Here is a 22,952-nt window from a genome sequence, read left to right as displayed (position 1 = left end):
GTAGTTGCACACGCAAGGACCGCATCCAGAGGACTAAACGCTAGATCGTCGGGACGCTCCGCAGGAGTTGCCGCAGGCCTTCGGCGTCCAACAGATCCGCAGGGCGGACGGTCTTGTCGTGTTTCACGTAGTGGAACGCCGCCCGGACCTTCTCCACCGGCACCTTCTTGAGCGCCGCCCACGCCAGCCGGTACGCCGCCAGCTGCACGGCCAGCGACTCGAGCCGATCGGCTTCCGGAACGGCGCCGGTCTTCCAGTCGACGACGGTCCAGCCGCCGTCCGCGTCGGCGAACACCGCGTCCATCCGCCCACGCACCGTGACGCCCACGACGTCCGCGGAGAACGGGACCTCGACGGCGTGCGGCACCCGATGCGCCCACTCGCTCTTCTCGAACGCGGTCTGCAGCGCCTCCAGCTCGGTATCGGGCGCCTCGTCGACGTCCGCCGCCCCAGGCAGGTCGTGGATCTCCAGCAACTGCTCGCCGCCGAACCGCTGCTCCAGCCAGCCGTGGAACGCCGTTCCCCGGCGCGCGTAGGTGTTGGGGCGCACGGGGAGCGGCCGCCGCAGCCGTTTGGCCAGCGCGGCGGGATCGGCCGACAGCTCGACCAGCTGGCTCACCGAAAGATGCGGTGGCAGGACGACCTGCTGCACCCGGTCCCGCGCCCGTGCCCGCTCCTCCAGCAGCACCTTGGTGTCGGAGATCCAGCCGTCCGGATCGTCCTCTTCGTCTTCCTCGGCATGCTCCGCGTCTTCCATCGCACCGAGCACCATGTCGACGCCGTTGGTGACGCCCTCGCGCCGCGGCCACAGCGGATCGACCGGCCAGCGCGCCCGGCGGGAGTCGGCGACCAGCGGATTCTCGCCGTCGGTTTCCGGTTCCTCGGCCCAGTGCTCGATCCGGCCGACCGAGTTCGCCCGCATCACCTCGCCGATTTCGAGCAGGAACTCCGACGGCCCCTTCGGCCGCGCGCTGCTCTCGTTCCACCAATGACCGGAGATCAGCATCGTGTGCTCGGAACGAGTCAGCGCGACGTAACAGAGCCGCCGCTCCTCGTCCGCTTCACGCGCGACGAAGCCTTCTTCGTGCAGCTCCAGCGCTTCCTGCACTTCCTTGCGGTCGGCGCCTTCGGGAATCCGCAACTCCGGCAGGTCCTCCGAGTCGCCACGCAGCGCGGCGGGCAGCGAGGTCGACGTCCGCAGCCACGACGACGAACGCCGCCGCCCCGGGAAGACCTCCTTGACCAGGTGCGGGATCGCGACGATGCGCCATTCCAGCCCCTTGGCCGAATGCACCGTCAGCACCTGGACCCGGTCCGGGACGACCTCCACTTCGCCCGGGGTGAGCCCGTCCTCCGCGTGCGCGGCCGTGTTCAGATAGTCCACAAAGGACAACAGGGTCGCCGTCGGCGACGTCTCGGCGAAATCCGTGACGACGTCGGCGAAAGCGTCCAGATGCGCGCGTCCGGCCGGTCCCGGGCGGGCCAGCGACTCGACGTCGAGCAGCATGGTGCGCTCCACGTCGGCGACCAGCTCGGGCAGCGACTGGTCCAGCCGCCGCCGCAACGCCGAAAGCTCGGCGCCGATCTTCCGGATCCGCCGGTAGCCCTCGGGCGAATACCGTTCCGGTGTCCCGGGATCGTCGATGGCGTCGGCGAGCCCCGCCTGCTCGACCCGTTCGGTCACCAGCACCGGCTCGTCCACATCGGACTTGCCGGAAGGTGGCACCGGCGAGGACAGTTCGCCCGCTCGGCGCCACAACGCCGCGAGGTCGGCCGCCGCGATCCGCCAGCGAGCCCCGGTCAGCAACCGTGCCGCCGCGCTGCCCGCGAGCGGGTCCGCGAGTACGCGCAACGTGCTGACCAGGTCCGCGACCTCGGGTTCGTCGAGGAGGCCGCCGAGACCGACGACCTCCACCGGCAGCCCGCGTGCCCGCATTTCCGCCGCGATCGGCGCCATGTCGGCGCGGCGGCGCACCAGTACCGCGGCCGTCGGCGGTTTTCCGCTCTCCTCCACGGTTTCGAACCAGCGCTTCGCCACCGCGTCGGCCACCCACTCGCGTTCGGCGCGAACGTCCGGCAGCAGCGCGGCCGCGATATCGGCCGAACCCGCGCCTTCCAGCGCGCGCAGCCGGGCGACGCCGAGACCGCGTTCCCGCAAGGGTTCCGAGATCGCGTTCGCGAGTTCGAGCACCTCGGGCGGGTTGCGGAAACTGGTCAGCAGGCCGAAATCCCAGGCCGGGACGAGCCGTTCGCCGTTGTCGCGGGGGAAGTCCGTGGTGAACCGGGGCAGGTTCGCCGCGCTCGCCCCGCGCCAGCCGTAGATGGCCTGCGCCGGGTCACCCACCGCCGTCACCGGCATCGGCGGATGCTCGACGCCGCCGAACAGCGACCGCAGCAGGATCCGCTGGGCGTGTCCGGTGTCCTGGTACTCGTCGAGCAGGACGGCGCCGTAGCGCTCGCGCTCCCCCGCGACCACCGCCGGATAGCTGCTGGCGAGCTGCGCCGCGAGCGACATCTGGTCGGCGAAGTCGAGCGCGCCTTCTGCCCGTTTCCGCGCGTGGTACGCCTCGACCAGCGGCAGGAGCGCGAGCCGGAACCGTTGCGCCGTCATGACTTCGGCAAGTTTCTGCGGCAACGACGCACGCTGCCCCTTCGCGCGTGGCGCGTTCTCGATGACCTCGCACAGCCAGGACGTGTACTCCGCGAGCCGTTCGGTCTCGACCAGATGCTCGCCGAGTTCGCCGGCCAGCGCCAGCAACTGCGCCGTCACCGTGGACGGCACACGATCGGTGTCCAGGTCATTGTCCCAAGTGGACACGACGCGATGCGAGAACTGCCACGAAGACGTCTCCGAAAGCAGCCGGACCCCGGGCTGGACGGGCAACCGCAGGCCGTGCTCGGACAGCAGCCGACCGGCGTACGCGTGATACGTCAGCACCGTCGGCTCGCCCGCGGTCACCGTCGTCCGCAGGTCGCCGGTCGGGTCGATCTTGTCGAGCAGCCCCGATCCGACCAGGCGGCGCAGCCTGGTGCGGACCCGCTCACCGAGCTGACGGGCGGCCTTGCGGGTGAAGGTCAGGCCGAGCACGCGTTCCGGCGGGACGACACTGTTGGCCACCAGCCACACCACCCGCGCGGCCATCGTCTCGGTCTTGCCCGCGCCCGCGCCCGCGACGACCAGCGACGGCTCGATCGGCGCGGCGATGACCTCGGCTTGTTCGTCGGTGGGACTGTGCAGGCCGAGCGCACGGGCGATCTCGCCCGGCTCGACCTGGCGGCGCTGGAGTTCGGAGATCAAGGGCCGGTCACCTGCCTGCCCTCGGGGCGCAGCGGACAGCAACCCCTTGCGGGGCAACGATCACAGTCCGGGTTCTCGGTGACGCCGTATTCCGGGCCCGCGGCGGATCCGGCCGCCGAGCGCACCAGCTCCAGCCATTGCTTGCCGCCGTCCTCGTCCAGCGGCGCCTGCTCGCGCTGGGTGGATCCGGTCTTGTTGTTGGACTTCGCGACGTAGACCAGCCGCGCACCACCGGGTTTCGAACCGCCCTCGACCGCGCCGAGCAGCACGGCGAGCTGGTACGCGGCGAGCTGCGGATGCTGTTCGGCGTCGGCGGCGGAGATCGGGACCTTGCCGGTCTTGATGTCGATGACGACCGGACGGCCGTCCTTGTCCATCTCCACCCGGTCGACACGGCCGCGCAGGAGCACGCGGACATCGTCATCGCCGACCGGAAGCTCGACCTCGATGTCCTGCTCGACCCCGGCTTCGATCAGCTCCTTGCGGCTGGATTCCAGCCAGGTGATGAAGTTCCGCAGCATCTGCTCGACCCGCGACCGCTCGCGGCGCGAGAACCACGGAGCCCCCGCGTCGACCCGGACCCACGCCTCGTCGAGGGCTGCGCGGATCTGCTCGTCGCTGCTGCCGCCCGCGACCGCCTGCGCGAGACCGTGCACCAGGGTGCCCGTGACCGCCGCGAGTTGTGCCGGGTCACTGCCGCCGTGGCGTTCGATCAGCCAGCGCAGCGGGCATTTGACCAGAACCTCCACAGTGGACGGTGAGATGCGGATGAGGTCGCCCGGCCCGTGCACCGGTTCGCCGGTGGAGGGTTCCAGCAGGCCGTACCAGGTGCCCGGATGCGCGCCCGGCACCCCGGCGGCGGCCAGTTTGGCGAGCTGACGCGCCGCCCGTCGCCGCCTTTCCGAGTCGCTCGGTTCGTCCCCGCTTGTATCAGCACAGACGACCTCGCGCAGTTCACCGACGAGTTCGGCGAGCACCAGCGAGCGTCCCGCCGGCTTCATCCGCGAATCGAGGCCACCGTCGTCCGCGCCGTTCTCCTCCAGGTCGTCGATGAACCGCGAGGGCTGCTCGTCCTCCCCCGCGACCGCGCTGACCAGCAATGTCTTCCGCGCGCGGCTCGCGGCGAGGTAGAACAGCCGCCGCTCTTCGGCGAGGATCGGCGCGGTGGCGGACACCTTTTCGTCGTCGACGCCGGACATGAGGTCGACAAGCCGCTCGACGCCGAGCACGGAACCGCGCAGCCGCAGATCCGGCCAGCTGCCCTCCTGGACACCGGCGATCGCCACGACCGTCCACTCGCGACCGGCGGACGCGTGCGCTGTGAGCAGCGAGACGCCGTCGCTCTTCATCGCGGCGGGCGCCAGCGTGTCACCGGCGATGTTCTGCGAGGACAGGTAATCCGCGAACGAGGCGACACTCGCCTTCGGCAATCTGTCGACATAGCGACCGGCCGCGTCGAAGAGCGCGACGATGGCGTCGAGGTCACGATCCGCCTGGGAGCCGAGCGAACCACCACGGTCGACCAAACGCAGCAGGCGCTCCTCCAGACCACTCGCCTGCCAGAGATCCCACAGCACCTGCTCGACGCCGTCCCCGCGCACGACGGCCTGGTGCGCGGCGTGCAGCAGGCCGCCGATCCGGCGCATCGGCAGCGCCTCGGCCTCGGCGAGTCCGGTGAGGACGTCGTTGGTACGTAGGGCTTCCACCAGCAGTTCGTCGCTCGACCGCTGTCCGCCGCCCGCGAGCTCCAGCCTGCGCAAGCCGCGGCGCAGCCTTCGCAGGGCGAGCGGATCCGCGCCGCCCAAGGGCGAGGACAGCAGCATCTCGGCGAGGTCGACGTCGAGCAGCTCCGGATCCGCGGCGAGCCGTAACATCGCCAGCAGAGGACGAACTGCGGGCTGCTTCGCGAGCGGCAATTCTTCGGTGGCCGAACCGATGGGCACCCCGGCTGCCCGCAGAGCACGTTGCAGGACAAGGAAAGTTCGGGCGGGCGAGCGGACGAGCACCGCCATCTCCGACCACGGCACGCCGTCGACGAGATGCGCGCGGCGGAGCTGATCGGCGATCCAGCTCGCCTCGGCGGCCGGGGTCGGCATCAGGCGGACCCGGACGGCGCCGCCCTCGGCGTCCGGCGCGTCGACGAGTTTGCGCTGCGGCGACGAACCGGGCAGCACGGAGCCGAGTTTCGTGACGGCCGCGCGGATCACCGGGGCGAGCCGGTGAGCCGTGGTCAGCAGGACCGTGCGCTCGCCGTCCTCGTCCGCGGCGGCGAACAGGCTGGGATCCGCGCCACGGAAGGAGAACACGGACTGATCGGGGTCGCCCGCGACGACGAACTCGTCCGCCGCGTGCCCGATGAGCCGGATGAGCTGCGTCTGCAACGGGTCGAGATGCTGCGCGTCGTCGACGAAAAGGTGCCGGACGCGGCGCTGCTCCCGTTCGCGCAGTTCGGGATCGTCCTCCAGCGCGAGCAGCGCGGAAGTGACCAGCTCGGCGGCGTCCAGTGCGGGCGCGCTCGCGACGCCGAGCGCGTTGCCGCCCGCGCCCTGCAGCAGCGTGACCTCTTCGTACTGGCTCCAGAAACGCCCGGCCGCGATCCATTCCTCGCGGCCGCGGCGCCTGCCGAGTTCGACCAGATCCTCCGGGCCGAGCCCGCGTTCGGCGGCGCGGAGCAGGAGGTCTCGCAGTTCCTCGGCGAACCCGGGCACGCCCAACGCGGGCCGCAGCTGCTCCGGCCAGTCGAGCGCGCCCTCTTCGAGGTCGCCCGCGAGCAGGTCCCGGACGACGACGTCCTGTTCCGCTCCGGCCAGCAGGCGGGGCGGCGGGAGATCGTCGGCCTGCGCCTCCATCCGCAACAGCGCGTACGCGTACGAGTGCACCGTGCGCACGAGCGGCTCACGGATCGTGCGCGGCAGCGGATCCTCTTCCGGATCGGTGGTGAGCCGGTGGGTGATGTCCGCGCGCAGGACCTCGGCCGCCTTGCGGGAGGTGGTCAGGATGAGCACGCTCTCCGGATTCGCGCCCTCCGCGATGCGCCGCGACGCCGCCGACGCCAGCAAGGCCGTCTTGCCCGTGCCCGGCCCGCCGAGGACCCGGCGGAACCCGTCCGGGGCGGCCAGCAGGCGGCGGGCGCCGGAATCCCACTGGAAGGACGGCGTGCCGGTGACCGGCGTGCGGACCAGCCGCGCGTCGGTTCGTGCCGCTGTTCGCCGCCCGTTCACGCCCACGATGGAACCACGCCCCGCCGACACAACCTCGCAGCGGCACGGCAAAGTGGTCCCATGGATGACGAACTGCACGAGCGGGTGCGCGAGGTCATCGCGAGCGTGCCCGCCGGCTCGGTCGCGACTTATGGGGATATAGCGTCGGTTTCGGGAGCCCCGTCGCCGCGGCTGGTCGGCCGGATCCTCGGCGAGGACGGCCACGATCTGCCCTGGCACCGCATTCTGCGGGCCGACGGGACGCCGGCTCCGCATCTGGTCGACGAGCAGCTGCAACGGCTGCGCGCGGAAGGCGTCATGGCCGATGGCCAGCGCGTCGACCTGCGCAAATACCGGTGGCAACGTGATCCCGACGACGACGCCGGCCCAGGCGCTCTCTTTTAGGTTAGCCTCCCCTAATGAGCTACATCGAGGCGAAGGTGACCTGTGTCCGGCGGCTCACGCCGCATATGAGCAGGGTGACCTTCTCGGGGGCGTCGCTGGTGGACCAGGCGCCCGACCAGTACCTGAAGGTGTTCTTCCCGCAGCCCGGTCAGTCGGAGCCCGTGCTGCCCGCTCCGCTGAGCGGCGACGAAGTGCTGTCCTGGTACCGGACCTACCTCGCGATGCCCGACGAGATCCGGCCGCCGATGCGCACCTACACCGTGCGCGCGCTGCGACCGTCGGTGCAGGAGGTGGACATCGACTTCGTGCTGCACGGCGACGAAGGCCCGGCCTCGGCTTGGGCCTCGCGCGCCTCGGAGGGCGATCGGGTCGCCTTCCTGGGTCCGCACGGGCTCTACGACGTGCCCTCGGACACGAACTGGCAGCTGCTGGTCGGCGACGAGACCGCGATCCCGGCGATCGGCGCGATCGTCGAAGCACTGCCCGCCGGAACGCGAGCGGTGGTCTATGTCGAGATCAGTGATCGCGAAGACAGGCAGGTCTTCGATACGCAGGGGACCGTGGACCTGCACTGGGTGGTTCGGGACTCTGGTCCTGCCGGCGACGCGGTGCTCGAAGCCGTGCGGAAGGCGGATCTGCCGGGCGGGACGCCCTACGCGTGGATCTCCGGCGAAGCGAACATGGTGAAGCTGGTGCGGCGGCACCTCGTTCGGGAGCGCGGCGTCGACAAGCGGGCGATCTGCTTCACGGGGTACTGGCGGCAAGGGGTGAGCGAAGAGGCCGCCGGCCGTGAAGCGATGAGGCAGGCGGAGGCCGGCGAAGCTCCCGCGGCCGAGGAGGACTGAGACTCCCTGGTGACGTGCGATTTGGTGCGCCCAATGTGGCATTGGGGTCGTTGAGCGTCCCCTATGTCACATTGGGCGCGCTCCGCCCAGCCGCATGTCCTGAAAGCCACCTTTGGGACGTTGGACGTCCCGAAGGGCCCCTTTGAGACATCAGCACCTGCGCCAGCAGGGCCCTGACCTGCAGAAAGAGAGCAAGGGACCTTTGCTACCACTTACGTAGCCATGCTAACCAATCGATAGCAAAGGTCCCTTGCTCCCTTCACGGACCGGAACCTCAGTGCGGCACCCACAGCGTCACCCGCGTCCCCCGCCCCGGCTGCGAATCGATCGTCCCCCGCCCGCCGACCTCCGCCAGCCGCGCCATGATCGACTGGCTGATCCCGAAGCCCGGCGGCCGGTCCAGCATGCTGAAGCCGGTCCCCTGGTCCCGCGCGATGACCGCGACGCCGCCTTCACACTCCTCGACGCGAAGCACGACCTGGTTCGTCCCGGCGTGCTTCACGGTGTTTCGAAGCGCTTCGCGGACGGCGTCACGGATGGCGGTCCGGCGCGCGTGTGAGAGGCGGTAGTCCTCTTCGGTCTCGGCGGCGACAAGCTGGGTGCGAAGGCCGTCGCGCGCCATTTCGGTGGCGACCTCGGCGAGATCCGCCGCGAGGCCGCGAGCCGACGGCGCGTCGGGGCCGATCAGTTCGCGGCGCAGTTCGGCGGCTTGCGCCCGTGCGGTGGCGCGCATTTCCGCGAGCCGTTCCGCGGCCGCGGAATCGTCGTCCGGCGCCTCGAGCCCCATCGCTTCCAAGGTCTGCAGCACGGAATCGTGCATGACCCGCTGGGTCCGCAGGCGTTCGGCGCGCTGCCCCCGGCGCATCCCGATGCCCAGCGCGAACCGGGTCCCGACACCGAGCAGGATCAGGATCCCGGCCGTGGTCACCATCGCCACGACGAGCGCGACCATGCACCCCACCGACCGGCTCATCGCGAGCGGATGGTCGAGCGGGAGCCCGCCGACCCACGTCAGGAAGGCCCGGAACGGCACGGCCGCGATCACCAGCACGAGCGCCGCGGGCAGGCCGAACGACAGCGTCCACAACGCCACCGTCCCGACCATCCACGTCCACGCGACGTCGACGGCGAACGGCTGGATCTCGGCGGGCGCCGCGACGGCCACGATCGTCGTGAGCACCACGCCCACGGCGAGATCCGCGTACATCAGCCGTCCGGACGTCTTCGCCCGGATCCCGCGGCCGCGCACCACCCACCAGACCGCGAAGACGTTGAGCAGCATCCCGAGAATCGTCGTGCTCAGCACCGGAACGATCCCCGCCGAGCCGTTGGCGACCAGGAAACCGATGTACACCTTCGGAAACGCGGCCACCCGGTAGAAGATCGGGCCGAGCGCGGAGTAGCGGATCGCGCGCATCAGCAGGGTGTCCGCGGAATCTTCCCGATAGCGCCAATCGGGAACGGAATCGGGGTCGGGTGCTTCGTCGGCGGGGCTCGCGCCCAAGACCGAAGAGCCCTTTCGCAACATCGCGCGCACGAACGTGACCGATTGAGACTCGGACATCCGCCGCCCTCCCCGCGTCCGATGTGTCGAGCCTGGCAAAGCGGACTTCCCGCGTCAAGACGGCCGAATGCGCAGCTGGGCGACCAGAAGTTTGACCAACGCGCCGAGCCGCTGACGTTCGGGCTGGACGGTCGGTACCCCGGCGGCTTCCAGCGGCGCCGCGGTCACCGGTCCCACGCACGCGCACAGCACCGGACCTCGCAGTGCGGCAAGGAGTTCCTCGCGACGCGACCCCGCCAGCGTCAGCAGGTTCGCGGCCGCCGGTGCGGAGGTGAAGGCCAAAGCGTGCACGCGTCCGGAGAGCACGCTTTCGACGAGTTCGTGCACAGGTGCGACGTCCGCGGGCGAAAGCCAGCGATACGGCTGTGCCTGGACGACCTCCGCGCCCGCGTCCCGCAGCGACCCGGTGAGTTCGGGCAGCAGGGTTCCGTGCAACTGGACGGCCACCCGTGCTCCGCGCACCCCGGCGTCACGCAACCCTTCGAACAGCTCCGCGTTGCTCTCCTCGGGCGCGGAAAACTCCTCTCGGAGGCCGAAACCACGCACTGCGCCCACCGCCTTCGGCCCGCGCGCGAAGATCCGTGACGCCGCCAGCCGCTCCAGCAACGGTTCGCGCAGCCCCCAGCCTTCGGCGGCCGAAAGCCAGCCACGGAACCCTGCGCCGGTGGTGACCGCGGTGAACCCGACCGGTCCGGCCAGCACGGCGTCCGTCGCCGCACGCAGTTCGGTGTCGTCGGGCAGCGGGACGATCCGGATGGTGGGCGCGTGCAGCACCGTCGCGCCCTGCCGGGTCAGCGCGCCGATGAAGTCGTCGGCCCGCCGCTCCGCGGTGATCCCGATCGTGATTCCGTCCAGGTCAGCCATAAACCGCGCCCATCTTCCTGATCTCCTCCGCCAGCCGCTCACGCAGCTCCGGCGGTTCGAGCACTTCGAGGTTCCCGCCGAACCGCAGTAGTTCGCCGACGGCCGATTCTCCCGGTTCCACGGGCAGTTCCATCGTCAGCCAGCCGCTTTCGTCGGGCTCCGCGGTTGTTTCCCGCAACGCCCGAGCCCCGACCGCCCCGAGGTAGAACGGCAGCAGTATGCGGGCGAACTCGTTCAGCCGGACCACCGCCACTCGCGAGTACATCCGCTTTTCGAACTGCTCCGACCACTCCCGCCAATAGCGCGCGAGGTCGAAGTCGGACGGCCGCTCGAAGGTCTCACCGAGGTCTTCGAGCTCTTCGATCCGGGAGACCCGATAGGTCCGGTCGGTCCCGTCGCATCGCGCCGCGAGATACCAGTTCCCGGCCTTGAGGATCAGGCCCAGCGGGTCGAGCACGCGATCGACCTTCCGCTGCCCCCAGCGTTCGTACCGGACCTTGATCCGCCGCCCGTGCCAGACCGCGTCGGCCAGTTCGGACAGTCGCGGCAGGCTTTCGATCCCGCGATGCCAGCCAGGCACGTCGAGATAGAACCGTTCGGAGATCTTGCTCGCCCCGGCACGCAGCTCCGCCGGCATGGCGGCGTGCAGTTTGAGCTGTGCGGCGGCGAGGACGGTGCCCAGCCCCAGTTCACTGGCCGCGCCCGGCAGGCCCGCCAGCGAAAGCGATTGCGCCTCCTCCTCGGTCAGCCCGGTCAGCCGCGTGCGATAGCCGTCGACCAGCTGATATCCGCCCATGCGCCCGCGATCGGCGTACACCGGCACACCGGCCGCGGACAGCGCCTCGACGTCGCGGTAGACCGTCCGGACCGACACCTCCAGCTCGGTCGCCAGCTCCTCGGCCGTCATCCGGCCCCGGTTCTGCAGCAGGAGGAGGACCGACAGGAGTCTGCTCGCGCGCATGGATCCAGTATCGCCGAAAACCTGACACAACCTGACAGGTTTGACTGACAGGGTGCACCCATGAACACGTTCGCCATGAAGAACTGGGAAGAAGCCCTCGTCAGCGGCACGGAGGGCGGGCCGCGCGTGGCCCACGCGCACGCCACCTTCGCCTACAGCGGGCTGATCGAAGGCGAAGCGGTCATCGACTACCTGCTGTACTACGCGGGTGAAGGCTTCGACGGCGGCGGGACCACATCGCCTGGCCTCGAACGCATCGAGGGCAGCGTGGACGGACGTAAGGGAAGCTTTGTGATCAAGCACGACACCGGGTTCGACGCGCAGGGGATCACGTCGGCGTTCACCGTGGTCGAGGGCTCCGGAACGGGTGAACTCGCCGGGATCACCGGCAGCGGCACCACGACGGGGACCCTCGGCGAGCCGACGATGTCGTACACGCTCGAATACGCGCTCTAGGGGGAAAAGGTGCTCGAGGTCGATCGCGAACAGGTGCTGGCGTACCGGATCGCCGCGCACGGCCTGCACCGCGAGGAGACGGATCCGGCCGCGGCGGCCGTGTTCGACCTCGGGCTGCAGGATTCCGTACGGGACACCGCCCTGCTGGGCCTCGCCGCCCGGATCGACGGCGACATCACGCCCGGCGTCTGGGACGACGAACGTTTCGTGCTCGCGTGGACGCATCGCGGCGCGCCGCATTTCCACCGGCGCGCGGAACTGGACGCGATCCGGGCCGCGCTCGTGCCGCTCGACGAGAAGGACGCGATGGCCCGGATCCTCTGGCAGCGCAAGCAGGTCGAGGACGCGGGCGGGTCCGCCACGGACGCGCTGTTCACCGCCGCGAAAGCGATCCGCAAGGTCGTCACCGGCCCGCAGACCAAGGGCACGGTGAGCGGCGCGGTCACGAAACTGATCCCCGAAGGTCTGTCGTACGCCTGCCGCGGCTGCGGTGTCGTCCACATCTACGAGCAGTTGATGCGGGTCGCGTCGATCCACGCCGGGGTCCGGCTGGAAGCGGGCGCGACGCCGGCGACGTTGGCGCCACTGGAAGGGCGCGGCAGGCTCAAGACGTCGCCGGACGCCAAGGCGGCCACCCGCGTGGTCGAGGGTTACCTGCGGATCAACGGTCCCGCCGCTCCCGGCGACGCCGCCGCCTATGTCGGGACGACCCGCACCGGGGTCGACGCGATGTGGCCGGACGGCTTGGCCGAGGTCCGCGTCGGCGGCCAGAAGGCCTTCCTGCCGGAAGACCGGGTAGCGCTGCTGGAGAATCCGCCGGAGCCGGACGTGGTGCGCCTGCTGCCGCCGCTCGATCCGTTCGTCCAGGCACGCGACCGCGCCGTGCTGGTGCCGGACAAGGCCCGGCAGAAGGAGGTCTGGAAGATCCTCGGCAGTCCCGGCGCGCTGCTGGCCGACGGCGAGATCTCCGGTGTGTGGCGGGCCAAGGCGAACGGCAGGAAACGGCTCGACTTCACCGTCACCCCGTTCGACGCCCTCCGCCCGGCCGTCCGGAAAGCGGCCGAGGAGGAGGCGGCCCGCGTCGCCGCCGCCCGGGAATTCCCCGATTTCCGCGTCGCCTGGTCCTGAAGGCGGTCCGATCGGTCGCATTCCGGGTGCCCAAGAGGTAGGCCATCGCGCAACCGCTTGCCGCCGGAGAGCACGGCGGCGACCGTCGAAGACATGAGCACACAGACCGAACCCCGGACGATCACGAGCGGCTGGGCGCCCACCGGTGACCTGCCCTGGGCACGCCAATGGGACGGCATGAACGAAGGTCCGGTCCTGCTGCCGGACGGACGTGTCCTCGCCGCGGGCGGTGGTAACAACAGAGGTGCGGTGACGTACTCCGACGCCGCGCTCTACGACCCGGGCAGTGGCCAATGGACGGTCACCGGATCGCTCGCGACCAGTCGCCGCCTGCACTCGCTGACCGTCCTGCCGGACGGCAAGGTGCTGGCGGCGGGCGGTTTCCACGGCCATCCGTCGGCCTCGCCCAACATCCTCGCCTCCGCGGAGGTCTTCGACCCGGCGACCGGGACCTGGAGCCCGACCGGCTCGATGCACACCAGCCGCTGCAACCACCACGCGATCGCGCTGGCCGACGGCCGGGTGCTCGTGATGGGCGGCGGGAGCGAACGGCCGCCGATCGATTCCCTGGTGATCGCTTCGGCGGAGATCTACGACCCGGCGACGGGAACCTGGACCGAAACCGCGCCGATGATCCACGCCAGGGCGTCGTTCCCCGCGGTGCTGCTGCCGGACGGCAAGGTGCTCGTCGCTTCGGGCCTCATCGAAACCGGCGGCGATCTTGTCGGGCTGACCTTCTGCGAGCTCTACGACCCGGTCGCGCGCACCTGGACCCCCACCACGCCGATCGGCACCACTGTCCCGCTCGAAGCCGGACGGCCGCGTGTCGGCGCGCAGATGGTCGCGCTGGCCGACGGGACCGTGCTGCTCACCGGCGGCCACACCGGCGGGCCGCAGAACTGGAACTACGCGCCGTTCAGCCTCTCCGAATCCGAACGGTACGACCCGGCCACCGGCAAATGGACCGACGCGGCGCCGATGCGGATCCCGCGCGACGAATTCCGCCTGATCCGCTTGGACTCCGGCAAGGTACTGGCCATCGGCGGCCTCGAATACGGCGGGTACGACGCCGGATACCAGAACTCCGAGATCTTCGACCCCGCGACCGGGAACTGGGGGCCGCTGCTCGGGCTCACCATCGGCCGGGCGAAGTTCGGCGCGGTCAAACTCGCCGACGGCCGGGTCCTCATCGCGGGTGGCGCCGCCGTGCTGGCCAACGCCGGCCCGGACGCCAACCACGTCCTCATCACCAAGACCGACCTCTTCACCCCCTGACCCACCTCCCGCATTTCGTCCTCTGAATGCGGTAGTTGCGCACGCAAGGACCGCATTCAGAGGACGAAACGCGGGGGTCACGGGTCGACGGCCAGGCGGTAACCGCGTTTCACGACCGTCTGGACGAGTTTCGGCGCCCCCAAAGAGTTCCGCAGGCGCCCGATGGCGGTCTCGACGGCGTGTTCCTCGCCGCCATCGGGCAAGGCGGCGACCAGTTCCCGCCGGGAGAACACCCGCCCCGGCGATTCCGCCAGCGCTCGCAGCAACGCCATCGGCGCGGGCGCGATGTCACACCACTGTCCGTCGACCAGCGCCGCCTGCCCCCGCAGTTCGATGCTCCGGCCGCCCGCGGTCAGCCGCGGCGAACGGACTTCGAGCGCGTCGGACACCGTCCGCGCCAACGCCCCGATCCGCGACCGCGACGGCTGGACCGTCGGGATCCCGAGCGCGGCCAGCGGCGCCGCCGTGATCGGCCCGACACAGGCCGCCACGACCCGTTTCTCCAGTGCCCGCACGATTCCCGGCAGCCGTCCGGTCCGTTTCGCGACCGCCAGCATGGACGCGACGGCGGGCGCGCTGGTGAACGGCAACGCGTCCACCGAACCGTCGAGAACGCCGTCGAGCAGCCGGTCCAGCGGGCCGGGGTCGGCCGGGCCGACCCAGCGGTACACCGGCACCTCGATCACCTCGGCGCCCGCGACGCGCAGACTGTCCACGAAGTACGGAAGCGGTTCGCCGTGCAGCTGCACCGCGATCCGCTGACCGTCCACACCGGAATCGAGAAGATGTCTCAGCACCTCGGCGTTGCTCTCCGAGGCGGGCGAGTAGTCCTCCGAAAGCCCGGCCGCGCGGATCGCGCCCTTGGCCTTCGGGCCACGCGCCAGAAGCGACGACTTGCCGAGCCGGTCGAGCAGCTCCTCCCCCAGTCCCCAGCCCTCGGCCGCCTCGACCCAGCCGCGGAAGCCGATCCCGGTCGTCGCGACGACGACGTCGACCCGGTCTTCCAGCAGGCGCATGGTCGCCGACCGCAGTTCGGTGTCGTCGGCGAGCGGCACGATCCGGATGGCCGGGCCGTAGCGCACGGTCGCACCCTTGCGCACGAACAGCGCGCCGAGCTCGTCAGCCCGTCGCGCCGCCGTGATCCCGATGACGAATCCCGCCAGGGGAAGGACTTCTGTCACGGTGAGAATTCCACCTCCACGACGCCATCGGTGACCCGCACCCGATAGGCCGCGACCGAGACACCTTCGGCGTCGAGGCAGTCTCCGGTCCGCAGATCGAAACGTTCCTTGTACACCGGCGACGCCACCACGGGGACGCCGCCCGCGTCGCCGACGATCCCCCGCGAAAGCACCGCCGCGCCGCTGATCGGGTCTATATTGGACAGTGCGTACCATCGGTCGCCGGGCAGCCGGAAGATCGCCACCTGCACGCCGCCGTCGAGCAGGGCGGCGACACCGGACCATTCGGGGACGGCTCCCGCCGCGCAGACGGCGGTCCAGGTTCGCTGGATCGAGGTCGTCACTGTTTCACCTCCGGGATGCCCAGCAGCACGGGCACCTTCTGGTCGCGTTCGGTACGGAACGAGATCGTCGGGTCCGGCGTGCCCGGCGCGTTGACGAACGAGCTGAACTTCGCCAGCTTCTCCGGGTCCTCCAGCACGCCGCGCCATTCGTCGGCGTAGTCGCCGACGTGTTTGGCCATCGCCGCGTCGAGGTCCTCGCAGATGCCGAGCTTGTCGTCGACGATCACCGCGCGCAGGTGATCGAGGCCGCCCTCCATCTCCTCGACCCACGGCGCGGTGCGCTGCAGGCGGTCTGCCGTGCGGACGTAGAACATCAGGAACCGGTCGATCGTGCGGATCAGCGTCTCCGTGTCCACTTCGGACACCAGCAGATCGGCGTGCCGCGGGGTCGCGCCGCCGTTCCCGCCGACGTAGAGGTTCCAGCCCTTGTCGGTGGCGATGACGCCGAAGTCCTTGCTCCGCGCCTCGGCGCATTCCCGGGCACAGCCCGAAACGGCGGACTTCAGCTTGTGCGGCGAGCGCAGGCCGCGGTAGCGCAGCTCCAGCTCGATCGCCAGGCCGACGCTGTCCTGCACGCCGTAGCGGCACCACGTCGAACCGACGCACGACTTCACCGTGCGCAACGACTTCCCGTACGCGTGCCCCGACTCGAACCCGGCGTCGACGAGCCGCCGCCAGATCAGCGGGAGCTGGTCGACGGTGGCGCCGAACAGGTCGATCCGCTGTCCGCCGGTGATCTTGGTGTACAGCCCGAAGTCCATCGCCACCTGCGCGATCACCATGAGCTTCTCCGGCGTGATCTCGCCGCCGGGGATCCGCGGGACCACCGAGTACGTCCCGTTGCGCTGCAGGTTCGCGAGGAACTTGTCGTTGGTGTCCTGCAGGGTCGCCTGCTCGCCGGCGAGGATATGCCCGTTGCCCAGCGTGGCCAGGATGGACGCGATCGCCGGTTTGCAGATGGCGCAGCCGGTTCCGGTGCCGTAGCGGTCGATCATCTCGCTGAACGTGGTGATCCGCGTGGCCTGGAGGATCTGGAACAGCTCCGCGCGGGACTGCGTGAAATGCTCACACAACGCCTTCGACTGCTCGACACCGCACGCCGTCAGCAGCTTGCCCAGCAGCGGGACACAGGATCCGCAGGCCGTGCCCGCCCGGGTGCGGCCCTTGATCTTGGCGACCGAATCGCAGCCCTCTTCGGTGATCGCGTGCGTGATCGCACCCTTGGAAACCGCGTTGCAGGAACAGATCTGCGCCGCATCGGGCAGCGCGTCGACGCCGACCGCCGCCCCGCCACCGGCCGGGGCGAGGATCGCGCCGGGTTCGGCGGGCAGCGGCCTGCCGACCATCGCGCGCAGCGTGTTGAACTCGCTCGCGTCACCGACGAGCACACCGCCGAGCAACGTCTTCGAGTCGTCCGAAACGACGAGCTTCTTGTACGTCCCGGCGACTGCGTCGTTGAACGCGACCTCAAGTGCGCCCTCGGTCGCCGCGTGCGCGTCGCCGAAGCTGGCGACGTCGACACCCATCAGTTTGAGTTTCGTCGACATGTCCGGCTCGGGAAAGCTGCCCTCGCCGCCGGTCAGCCGCGCCGCGACGATCTCCGCCATCGCGTATCCGGGCGCCACGATGCCGTACACCTTGCCGTCCACGGCCGCGCATTCCCCGATCGCGTACACCGCCGGATCGGACGTCCGGCAGGTGTCGTCGACCAGGATCCCTCCCCGCGCGCCGACCTCCAGCCCGGACGAGCGCGCCAGATCGTCACGCGGCCGGATACCGGCGGAGAACACGACCAGGTCGACGTCGAGTTCGGTGCCGTTGCCGAGCTTCGCGATGTAGCGTTCGCCGTCCGGCTCGATGGCGTCGGTCGACGTTCCCGTGTGGACGGTCACGTCGAGGTCGGTGATCAGCCGCCGGAGCAGGCCGCCGCCGCCCTCGTCGACCTGCAGCGGCATCAGGCGCGGCGCCATCTCGACCACGTGCGGCGAAAGGCCCATGTCCCGCAACGCCTTCGCGGCTTCGAGACCGAGCAGCCCGCCACCGATGACGACCGCCGAACGACGTCCGCGCCCGGGCCGCTGAGCGGCTTCCCGGATGGCGTCGAGGTCCTCGATCGTCCGGTAGACGAAGCAGCCAGGAAGATCATGGCCCGGCACCGGCGGGACGAACGGTCGCGAACCGGTCGCGAGGACGAGCGCGTCGTACGGCTGCTCGTACCCGGCCTCGGTGACGACGACCTTGCGATCCCGGTCAACCGAAACCACCGCGTCGCCGAGCCGCAGTTCGACCAGCGGGTCGTCCGCGTAGTCCGCTCCTTCCAGGGCAAGGGACGCGGGGTCCCAGGTGTCCACATAGGACGTCAGCGCGACCCGGTCGTACGCGGGGCGCGCCTCCTCGGCGAGCACCACGACCTGCCACTGGCCGGCCTTGTCCTCCGCACGCACCGCTTCCACGAGCCGGTGCGCGACCATGCCATGTCCCGCGACGACGAGTTTCCGCATCAGACCTCCGCTCCGGCGAGCGCCAGACCCCGGACGCTCGTCACCTCCGCCTGCTGCTTGCGCAGGTACACCGCCCACGTGACGGCGAAGCACAGCCCGTAGAAGACGAGGAAGGCGATGAACGCCGGCACCCCGCTCTTCGTGTCCGCGAACGACTGGCGGAAGGCCAGGTTGATGAAGAGGCCGCCGAGTGCGCCGATGGCTCCGGCCAGTCCGATCAACGCGCCGGAAAGCTTGCGGGCCTTGAGCATCTCCAGCGTCTCGTCCGCGCCCTCGCTGATCGCGACCTTCGCCTTGGCGCGGAAGATCGCCGGGATCATCTTGTACGTCGAGCCGTTGCCGATACCGGTGAGCACGAACAGCACGATGAACGCGACGGTGAACAGCGCCAGCGAATTCGACGAAGACGCGAGGATCAGCACCACGGTCGCCGCGGCCATGCCGACGAAGGTCACGAAGGTGATCTTGCCGCCGCCGATCCGGTCGGCCAGCCAGCCGCCGGTAGGCCGCGAGAACGAACCGAGCAGCGGGCCGAGGAACGTCACCGCGGCCGCCTGCAGCGGCGTCCTCCCGAACTGATTCTGCAGCACCAGGCCGAAGGCGAAGCTGTACCCGATGAACGAACCGAAAGTGCCAACGTAGAGGAAAGACATCACCCAGGTGTGCGGATCCTTGACGACCTCGCGCATCGCCTTGGTGTCGCCCTTCATCGAGGCGAGGTTGTCCATGTAGAAGTACGCGCAGACCGCCGCGACCACGATGAGCGGGATGTAGATCGCCAGCACCACCCGGGGCGCGGTCGCGCCGACGGTGCCGATGACCAGCAGCCCGATGAGCTGGATCGCCGCCACGCCGAGGTTCCCGCCGCCCGCGTTGAGCCCGAGCGCCCAGCCTTTGTGCTTCTCGGGGTAGAACGCGTTGATGTTGGTCATCGACGACGCGAAGTTCCCGCCGCCGACCCCGCCGAGCGCGGCGATCAGCAGGAACGTGCCGAGCGAAGTGCCCGGCTCCATCGCGATCGCCGCCAGGATCGTGGGCACCAGCAACAGCATCGCGCTGACGATCGTCCAGTTCCGGCCGCCGAACCGCGCCACCGCGAAGGTGTAGAGCGGCCGCATCAGCGCGCCGATCAGCGTCGGGGTCGAGACCAGCAGGAACTTGTCGGCGGCGGAGAAGCCGTACTGCGGCCCCATGAACAGGACCATGACCGACCACAGTGTCCAGACGGAGAAGCCGATGTGCTCGGCCAGGATGGAGAACCAGAGGTTCCGCCGGGCGACCTTCTTCCCGGTCTCCTCCCAGAACTGCTCGTTCTCCGGATCCCAGTGCTCGATCCAGCGCTTTCCACGAGCGTGCATGAGGTCCTCCTTGGTGGATGCGTTCGGGTTCACTGGGCGGCCAGCCATTTCGCGACCCCGCCGACGGCGTCCTTGCAGCCGCCGCAGCCGGTCGTCGCGCGGGTCGCCCCGGCGAGGGCGGCGACGTCGGTGGCGCCGCCGCGCCACGCTTCGACGAGCCGTCCCTTGGTCACCGCGTTGCAGCGGCAGATGACCGCCGACGCGGGCAGATCGGCCGGGCTCGCCGCCGACGGCGACCCGGGCGGCAACGAGCGTCCTAAAAGGACCGCCAGCCGGTCTTCGGGCACCGGGGTGCCCCGGTCGTAGAGTTGCGTGATCATCGCGGCCGCGTCGGGCAGGCCGAGCAGGATCGCGCCGGCCACCCGGTTCTCACGGATGACGAGCTTCCCGTAGCGGCAGCCCGCCGGGTCGCTGAAGGTGAGCACTTCGGCGGTCGGGTCGTCCGCGCCGGTCATCGTCTCGCCGAGCGCGGTGAGGTCGATGCCGCGGGCCTTGAGCCGCGTCACCGCCTGGGTGCCGCGATAGCGTGACGCGGATTTCGTGCCGGTGACCAGATCCGCGACGACGGCGGCCTGCTCCCACGCGGGCTGCACGAGACCGCCGAACGCGCCCGGATGCTTCGCGCAGTCGCCGATCGCGTGGATCCGGCCGTCGCTGGTGCGCAGCAGATCGTCGACGACGATGCCGCCCTGGACGGTCAGCCCGGCCTCCACGGCCAGTTTCGTCTCGGGCCGGACACCGGTGGAGACGACGATGAGATCGGCGGGCACGTGCGTGCCGTCGTCGAGTTTGAGCCCGTCGCCGCTGACGTAACGCGCGGCCCCGACACCGAGCCGGAAGGCGACGCCGAGTTCTTCGAGCTTCCTGGTCAGCACCCGCGCGGATTCCGCGTCCAGCTGGCGTTCCATGATGTGCGGCATCGGATGCACGACGGTGACGAGGTTCCCCCGTCCGGCAAGACCTCGCGCGGCTTCCAGACCGAGCAGCCCGCCGCCGAGCACCGCGACCGGCGCGCCCAGCTTGGCGGCGTCGAGGATGCGCGCGCAGTCGTCGAGGGTGCGGAACGCGACGACGTCCGGGCCGGGTTCGAGCCCTTCGACCGGCGGCATCCACGGGTTCGCGCCCGTGGCGAGCACGAGCACGTCGTAGTCCACAGTGGACCCGTCGTCGAGATGGACCCGCCGCGCGTCCCGGTCGATCGACGTCGCGGAGACACCCCGGCGCAGGTCGGCGCGGGTACGGGACGGCCATTCGTCGTCGTGCAGCCGGACGGCCTCGGGCCGCATGGTGCCGGCGACCACCGACGAGAGCAGCACCCGGTTGTAGGCGGTGTGCTTTTCCGCGCCGACGACGGTGAGCCGCACGCGCTCGCCCTCGGGATCGCGGCGCTGGATCTCGTCCGCGAGCCGCGCGCCCGCCATCCCGTATCCGGCGATGACCACCGACCGGGGGCTCACGCGACGGCCTCGGCCGGGGCGAGCGCGACCGCGCACACCTTGAACTCGGGCATCCGGCTCGTCGGGTCGAGCGCCGGGTTGGTCACCAGGTTCGCCCTTCCCTCACCGGGGAAGTGGAACGGCAGGAACACGAGGTCGGGGCGCAGCGACGCCACGCAGCGGACCCGCGCGACGGTCTCGCCGCGCCGGGAGCGCACGACCGCGAGGTCGCCCTCGGCCAGCCCCGCCCTCGCGGCGGTGTCGGGATGAACTTCCACGAAGGCCTCCGCCACGACGTCGTTGAGTTCTTTGACCAGCCGGGTCTGCGCCCCGGACTGGTAGTGCTGCAGGACCCGTCCGGTGGTGGCCTGCAAGGGGAATTCGGCGTCGGGCAGCTCTGCCGGGCCGACGTGGTCCACCGGGACGAACCGCGCGCGGCCGTCCGGATGGGCGAAGCGGTCGAGGAACATCCGCGGCGTGCCGGGATGCGATTCCGCCGGCACGGGCCAGTAGAGGGCCTCGCCGTCCCGGAGCCGGTCGTAGGTGATGCCCGAGTAGTCGGCGACACCGCCCTTGGACGCCTGGCGGAGCTCGGTGAAGACGGTCTCGGCGTCCGTCGGGAACCGCCCATCGGGCTGGCCGAACCGGCGGGCGAGTTCGGAAAGCACATAGAGATCGGTCTTCGCACCGGACGGCGGATCGAACGCTTTGCGCCGCAGGAGGATCCGGCCTTCGAGGTTGGTCATCGTGCCGTCCTCCTCCGCCCACTGGGTGACCGGCAGGACGACGTCGGCCATCGCCGCCGTCTCCGACAGGACGAGGTCCGAGACCACCAGGAAGTCCAAAGAGGACACCTTGTCCTGGATGTTCCCGGCGCCGGGCGCGGAAACGACGAGGTTGCTGCCGAACACCATCAGCGCGCTCGGCCCGTCTTCGGTGCCGAGCGCCTCCAGCAGTTCGACGGCCGAACGGCCCGGCCCCGGCAGGGATTCCGGCGGCACACCCCACACCCCGGCGACGTACTCGCGGGCCGCGGGGTCGTCGATCTTGCGGTAGCCGGGCAGCTGGTCGGCCTTCTGCCCGTGCTCGCGCCCGCCCTGTCCGTTGCCCTGCCCGGTCAGGCAGCCGAAGCCGGAACCCTGGCGCCCCGGCAGTCCGAGAGCGAGCGAGAGGTTGATCCAGGCGTTGACCATCGCGGTGCCGTTGGCGTGCTGCTCGGTGCCGCGCGCGGTGAGGATGTAGGCGTTCCGGGCCGCGGCGAGCTTGGCGGCGACGCGACGCTGGTCCGCGGCGGAGACCCCCGTGACCTGCTCGACGCGCTCCGGCCACCACGCCGCGACCGACCGCCACAGCTCTTCGAAGCCGTTCGTCCTCGAGACCACATAGGACTTGTCGAGCAGGCCGTCGGCGACGACGGCGTGCAGGATGCCCTGCGCCAGCACGAGATCGGTTCCCGGCGCGGGCTGCAAGTGCAGTCCGGCCAGCTCGGCGGTCGGCGTGCGGCGCGGGTCGACGACGATCAGGTCCGCGCCCCGCAGATGCTGGGTGAACGGCGGCATCGTCTCGGCGGGATTCGCGCCGATCAGCAGGACCGCGTCGGCGTCGGCGAGATCCGTGACCGGGAACGGCATCCCGCGGTCGGCGCCGAACGCCTTGATCCCGGCGGCCGCCGCCGACGACATGCAGAACCGGCCGTTGTAGTCGATCTGCGAGGTGCCCAGCGCGATCCGCGCGAACTTCCCCAGCAGGTACGCCTTCTCGTTGGTCAGCCCGCCGCCGCCGAAGACGGCGACCGAGTCGGCACCCTTGGCCGCGCGGATCTCGGTGAGCCGCTTCGCGACGAGGTCGAGGGCTTGGGTCCAGGTCGCGGGCCGGAGTTCACCGTCGACCCTGATCAGTGGTGTCGTCAGGCGGGAAGGCGAGGTGAGGAGCTCCCCCGACGTCCAGCCCTTCTGGCACAGGCCGCCGGCGTTGACCGGAAAGTCACGCGGGGCGACCCGGGCGCCGTCGAGGCTCATCCCGCACTGCAGGGCGCAGTACGGGCAGTGCGTGTCCACCGCGGTCGCGGTGGGGGCGGCGAGCGGCACGGGCACCTCCTCCAGGCGTCGATAGCGCTTGAAGGTAGGTAGGCCGTGT

Annotated in this window: 16 protein-coding genes; 5 read left to right on the top strand and 11 right to left on the bottom strand. The window is 70.4% G+C overall.

Annotated features, from left to right (window positions below; translation table 11 throughout):
• Positions 1 to 40 precede the first annotated feature (40 nt).
• Both AC0685_RS29095 and AC0685_RS29090 read right to left on the bottom strand, forming a co-directional pair.
• Positions 41 to 3,298 carry an ATP-dependent helicase gene (locus tag AC0685_RS29095; RefSeq protein ID WP_478228421.1) on the bottom strand — a complete coding sequence of 1,086 codons (3,258 nt, stop codon included), beginning with the start codon at positions 3,296 to 3,298 and terminating at the stop codon, positions 41 to 43.
• On the bottom strand, positions 3,295 to 6,525 hold the full coding sequence (locus AC0685_RS29090; protein WP_478228420.1) for an ATP-dependent helicase: 3,231 nt from the start codon (positions 6,523 to 6,525) through the stop codon (positions 3,295 to 3,297). Before AC0685_RS29090 ends, AC0685_RS29095 begins: the two co-directional genes overlap by 4 nt.
• A gap of 54 nt (positions 6,526 to 6,579) precedes the next feature.
• Here AC0685_RS29090 and AC0685_RS29085 point away from each other — a divergent pair, with 54 nt between their 5' ends.
• Positions 6,580 to 6,903 carry an MGMT family protein gene (locus AC0685_RS29085; protein ID WP_240595477.1) on the top strand — a complete coding sequence of 108 codons (324 nt, stop codon included), beginning with the start codon at positions 6,580 to 6,582 and terminating at the stop codon, positions 6,901 to 6,903.
• A 14-nt stretch (positions 6,904 to 6,917) separates the two neighbouring features.
• Entirely contained in the window at positions 6,918 to 7,748 is an 831-nt protein-coding gene (locus tag AC0685_RS29080) for a siderophore-interacting protein (RefSeq protein ID WP_478228419.1), read from the top strand.
• A 274-nt stretch (positions 7,749 to 8,022) separates the two neighbouring features.
• Here AC0685_RS29080 and AC0685_RS29075 read toward each other — a convergent pair whose 3' ends face one another.
• The 3 genes from AC0685_RS29075 to AC0685_RS29065 are packed head-to-tail and all read right to left on the bottom strand — an operon-like array spanning position 8,023 to position 11,137.
• Complete coding sequence (locus tag AC0685_RS29075) at positions 8,023 to 9,312, bottom strand: sensor histidine kinase (protein ID WP_478228418.1); 1,290 nt, start codon at positions 9,310 to 9,312, stop codon at positions 8,023 to 8,025.
• A 54-nt stretch (positions 9,313 to 9,366) separates the two neighbouring features.
• Complete coding sequence (locus tag AC0685_RS29070) at positions 9,367 to 10,176, bottom strand: uroporphyrinogen-III synthase (RefSeq protein WP_478228417.1); 810 nt, start codon at positions 10,174 to 10,176, stop codon at positions 9,367 to 9,369.
• The gene (locus AC0685_RS29065; protein ID WP_478228416.1) at positions 10,169 to 11,137 is read right to left on the bottom strand and encodes a helix-turn-helix transcriptional regulator; all 969 of its coding nucleotides are present in this window, start codon (positions 11,135 to 11,137) and stop codon (positions 10,169 to 10,171) included. The genes AC0685_RS29070 and AC0685_RS29065 overlap by 8 nt, the downstream gene beginning before the upstream one ends.
• A 60-nt stretch (positions 11,138 to 11,197) precedes the next feature.
• Between AC0685_RS29065 and AC0685_RS29060 the strand changes: the two genes are divergently transcribed.
• From AC0685_RS29060 to AC0685_RS29050, 3 genes are all read left to right on the top strand, one after another.
• Positions 11,198 to 11,593: a DUF3224 domain-containing protein gene (locus tag AC0685_RS29060; protein WP_478228415.1), complete on the top strand. Its 396-nt coding sequence runs from the start codon at positions 11,198 to 11,200 to the stop codon at positions 11,591 to 11,593.
• A gap of 9 nt (positions 11,594 to 11,602) precedes the next feature.
• Positions 11,603 to 12,721 (top strand): DNA glycosylase AlkZ-like family protein, encoded by a 1,119-nt coding sequence (locus tag AC0685_RS29055; protein ID WP_478228414.1) that lies wholly within the window; start codon positions 11,603 to 11,605, stop codon positions 12,719 to 12,721.
• Positions 12,722 to 12,814: 93 nt separating this feature from the next.
• Positions 12,815 to 13,996, top strand: coding sequence for a Kelch repeat-containing protein (locus tag AC0685_RS29050; protein ID WP_478228413.1), 1,182 nt, complete (start codon positions 12,815 to 12,817; stop codon positions 13,994 to 13,996).
• A 77-nt stretch (positions 13,997 to 14,073) separates the two neighbouring features.
• Here AC0685_RS29050 and AC0685_RS29045 read toward each other — a convergent pair whose 3' ends face one another.
• The 6 genes from AC0685_RS29045 to AC0685_RS29020 are packed head-to-tail and all read right to left on the bottom strand — an operon-like array spanning position 14,074 to position 22,903.
• Complete coding sequence (locus AC0685_RS29045; RefSeq protein ID WP_478228412.1) at positions 14,074 to 15,177, bottom strand: uroporphyrinogen-III synthase; 1,104 nt, start codon at positions 15,175 to 15,177, stop codon at positions 14,074 to 14,076.
• On the bottom strand, positions 15,174 to 15,521 hold the full coding sequence (gene nirD, locus AC0685_RS29040; protein ID WP_478228411.1) for a nitrite reductase small subunit NirD: 348 nt from the start codon (positions 15,519 to 15,521) through the stop codon (positions 15,174 to 15,176). Before nirD ends, AC0685_RS29045 begins: the two co-directional genes overlap by 4 nt.
• Entirely contained in the window at positions 15,518 to 18,022 is a 2,505-nt protein-coding gene (nirB, locus tag AC0685_RS29035) for a nitrite reductase large subunit NirB (RefSeq protein ID WP_478228410.1), read from the bottom strand. Before nirB ends, nirD begins: the two co-directional genes overlap by 4 nt.
• Positions 18,022 to 19,380 carry a nitrate/nitrite transporter gene (locus tag AC0685_RS29030; protein ID WP_478228409.1) on the bottom strand — a complete coding sequence of 453 codons (1,359 nt, stop codon included), beginning with the start codon at positions 19,378 to 19,380 and terminating at the stop codon, positions 18,022 to 18,024. The genes nirB and AC0685_RS29030 overlap by 1 nt, the downstream gene beginning before the upstream one ends.
• Before the next feature lie 29 nt (positions 19,381 to 19,409).
• Positions 19,410 to 20,837 (bottom strand): FAD-dependent oxidoreductase, encoded by a 1,428-nt coding sequence (locus AC0685_RS29025; protein WP_478228408.1) that lies wholly within the window; start codon positions 20,835 to 20,837, stop codon positions 19,410 to 19,412.
• Positions 20,834 to 22,903 (bottom strand): molybdopterin oxidoreductase family protein, encoded by a 2,070-nt coding sequence (locus AC0685_RS29020; protein WP_478228407.1) that lies wholly within the window; start codon positions 22,901 to 22,903, stop codon positions 20,834 to 20,836. The genes AC0685_RS29025 and AC0685_RS29020 overlap by 4 nt, the downstream gene beginning before the upstream one ends.
• Positions 22,904 to 22,952: the final 49 nt, after the last annotated feature.

The organism is Amycolatopsis sp. NPDC043889 (genome assembly GCF_056435645.1).
The sequence above is the reverse complement of the archived record's forward strand: the minus strand, read 5'-3'. Positions and strand labels throughout refer to the sequence as shown.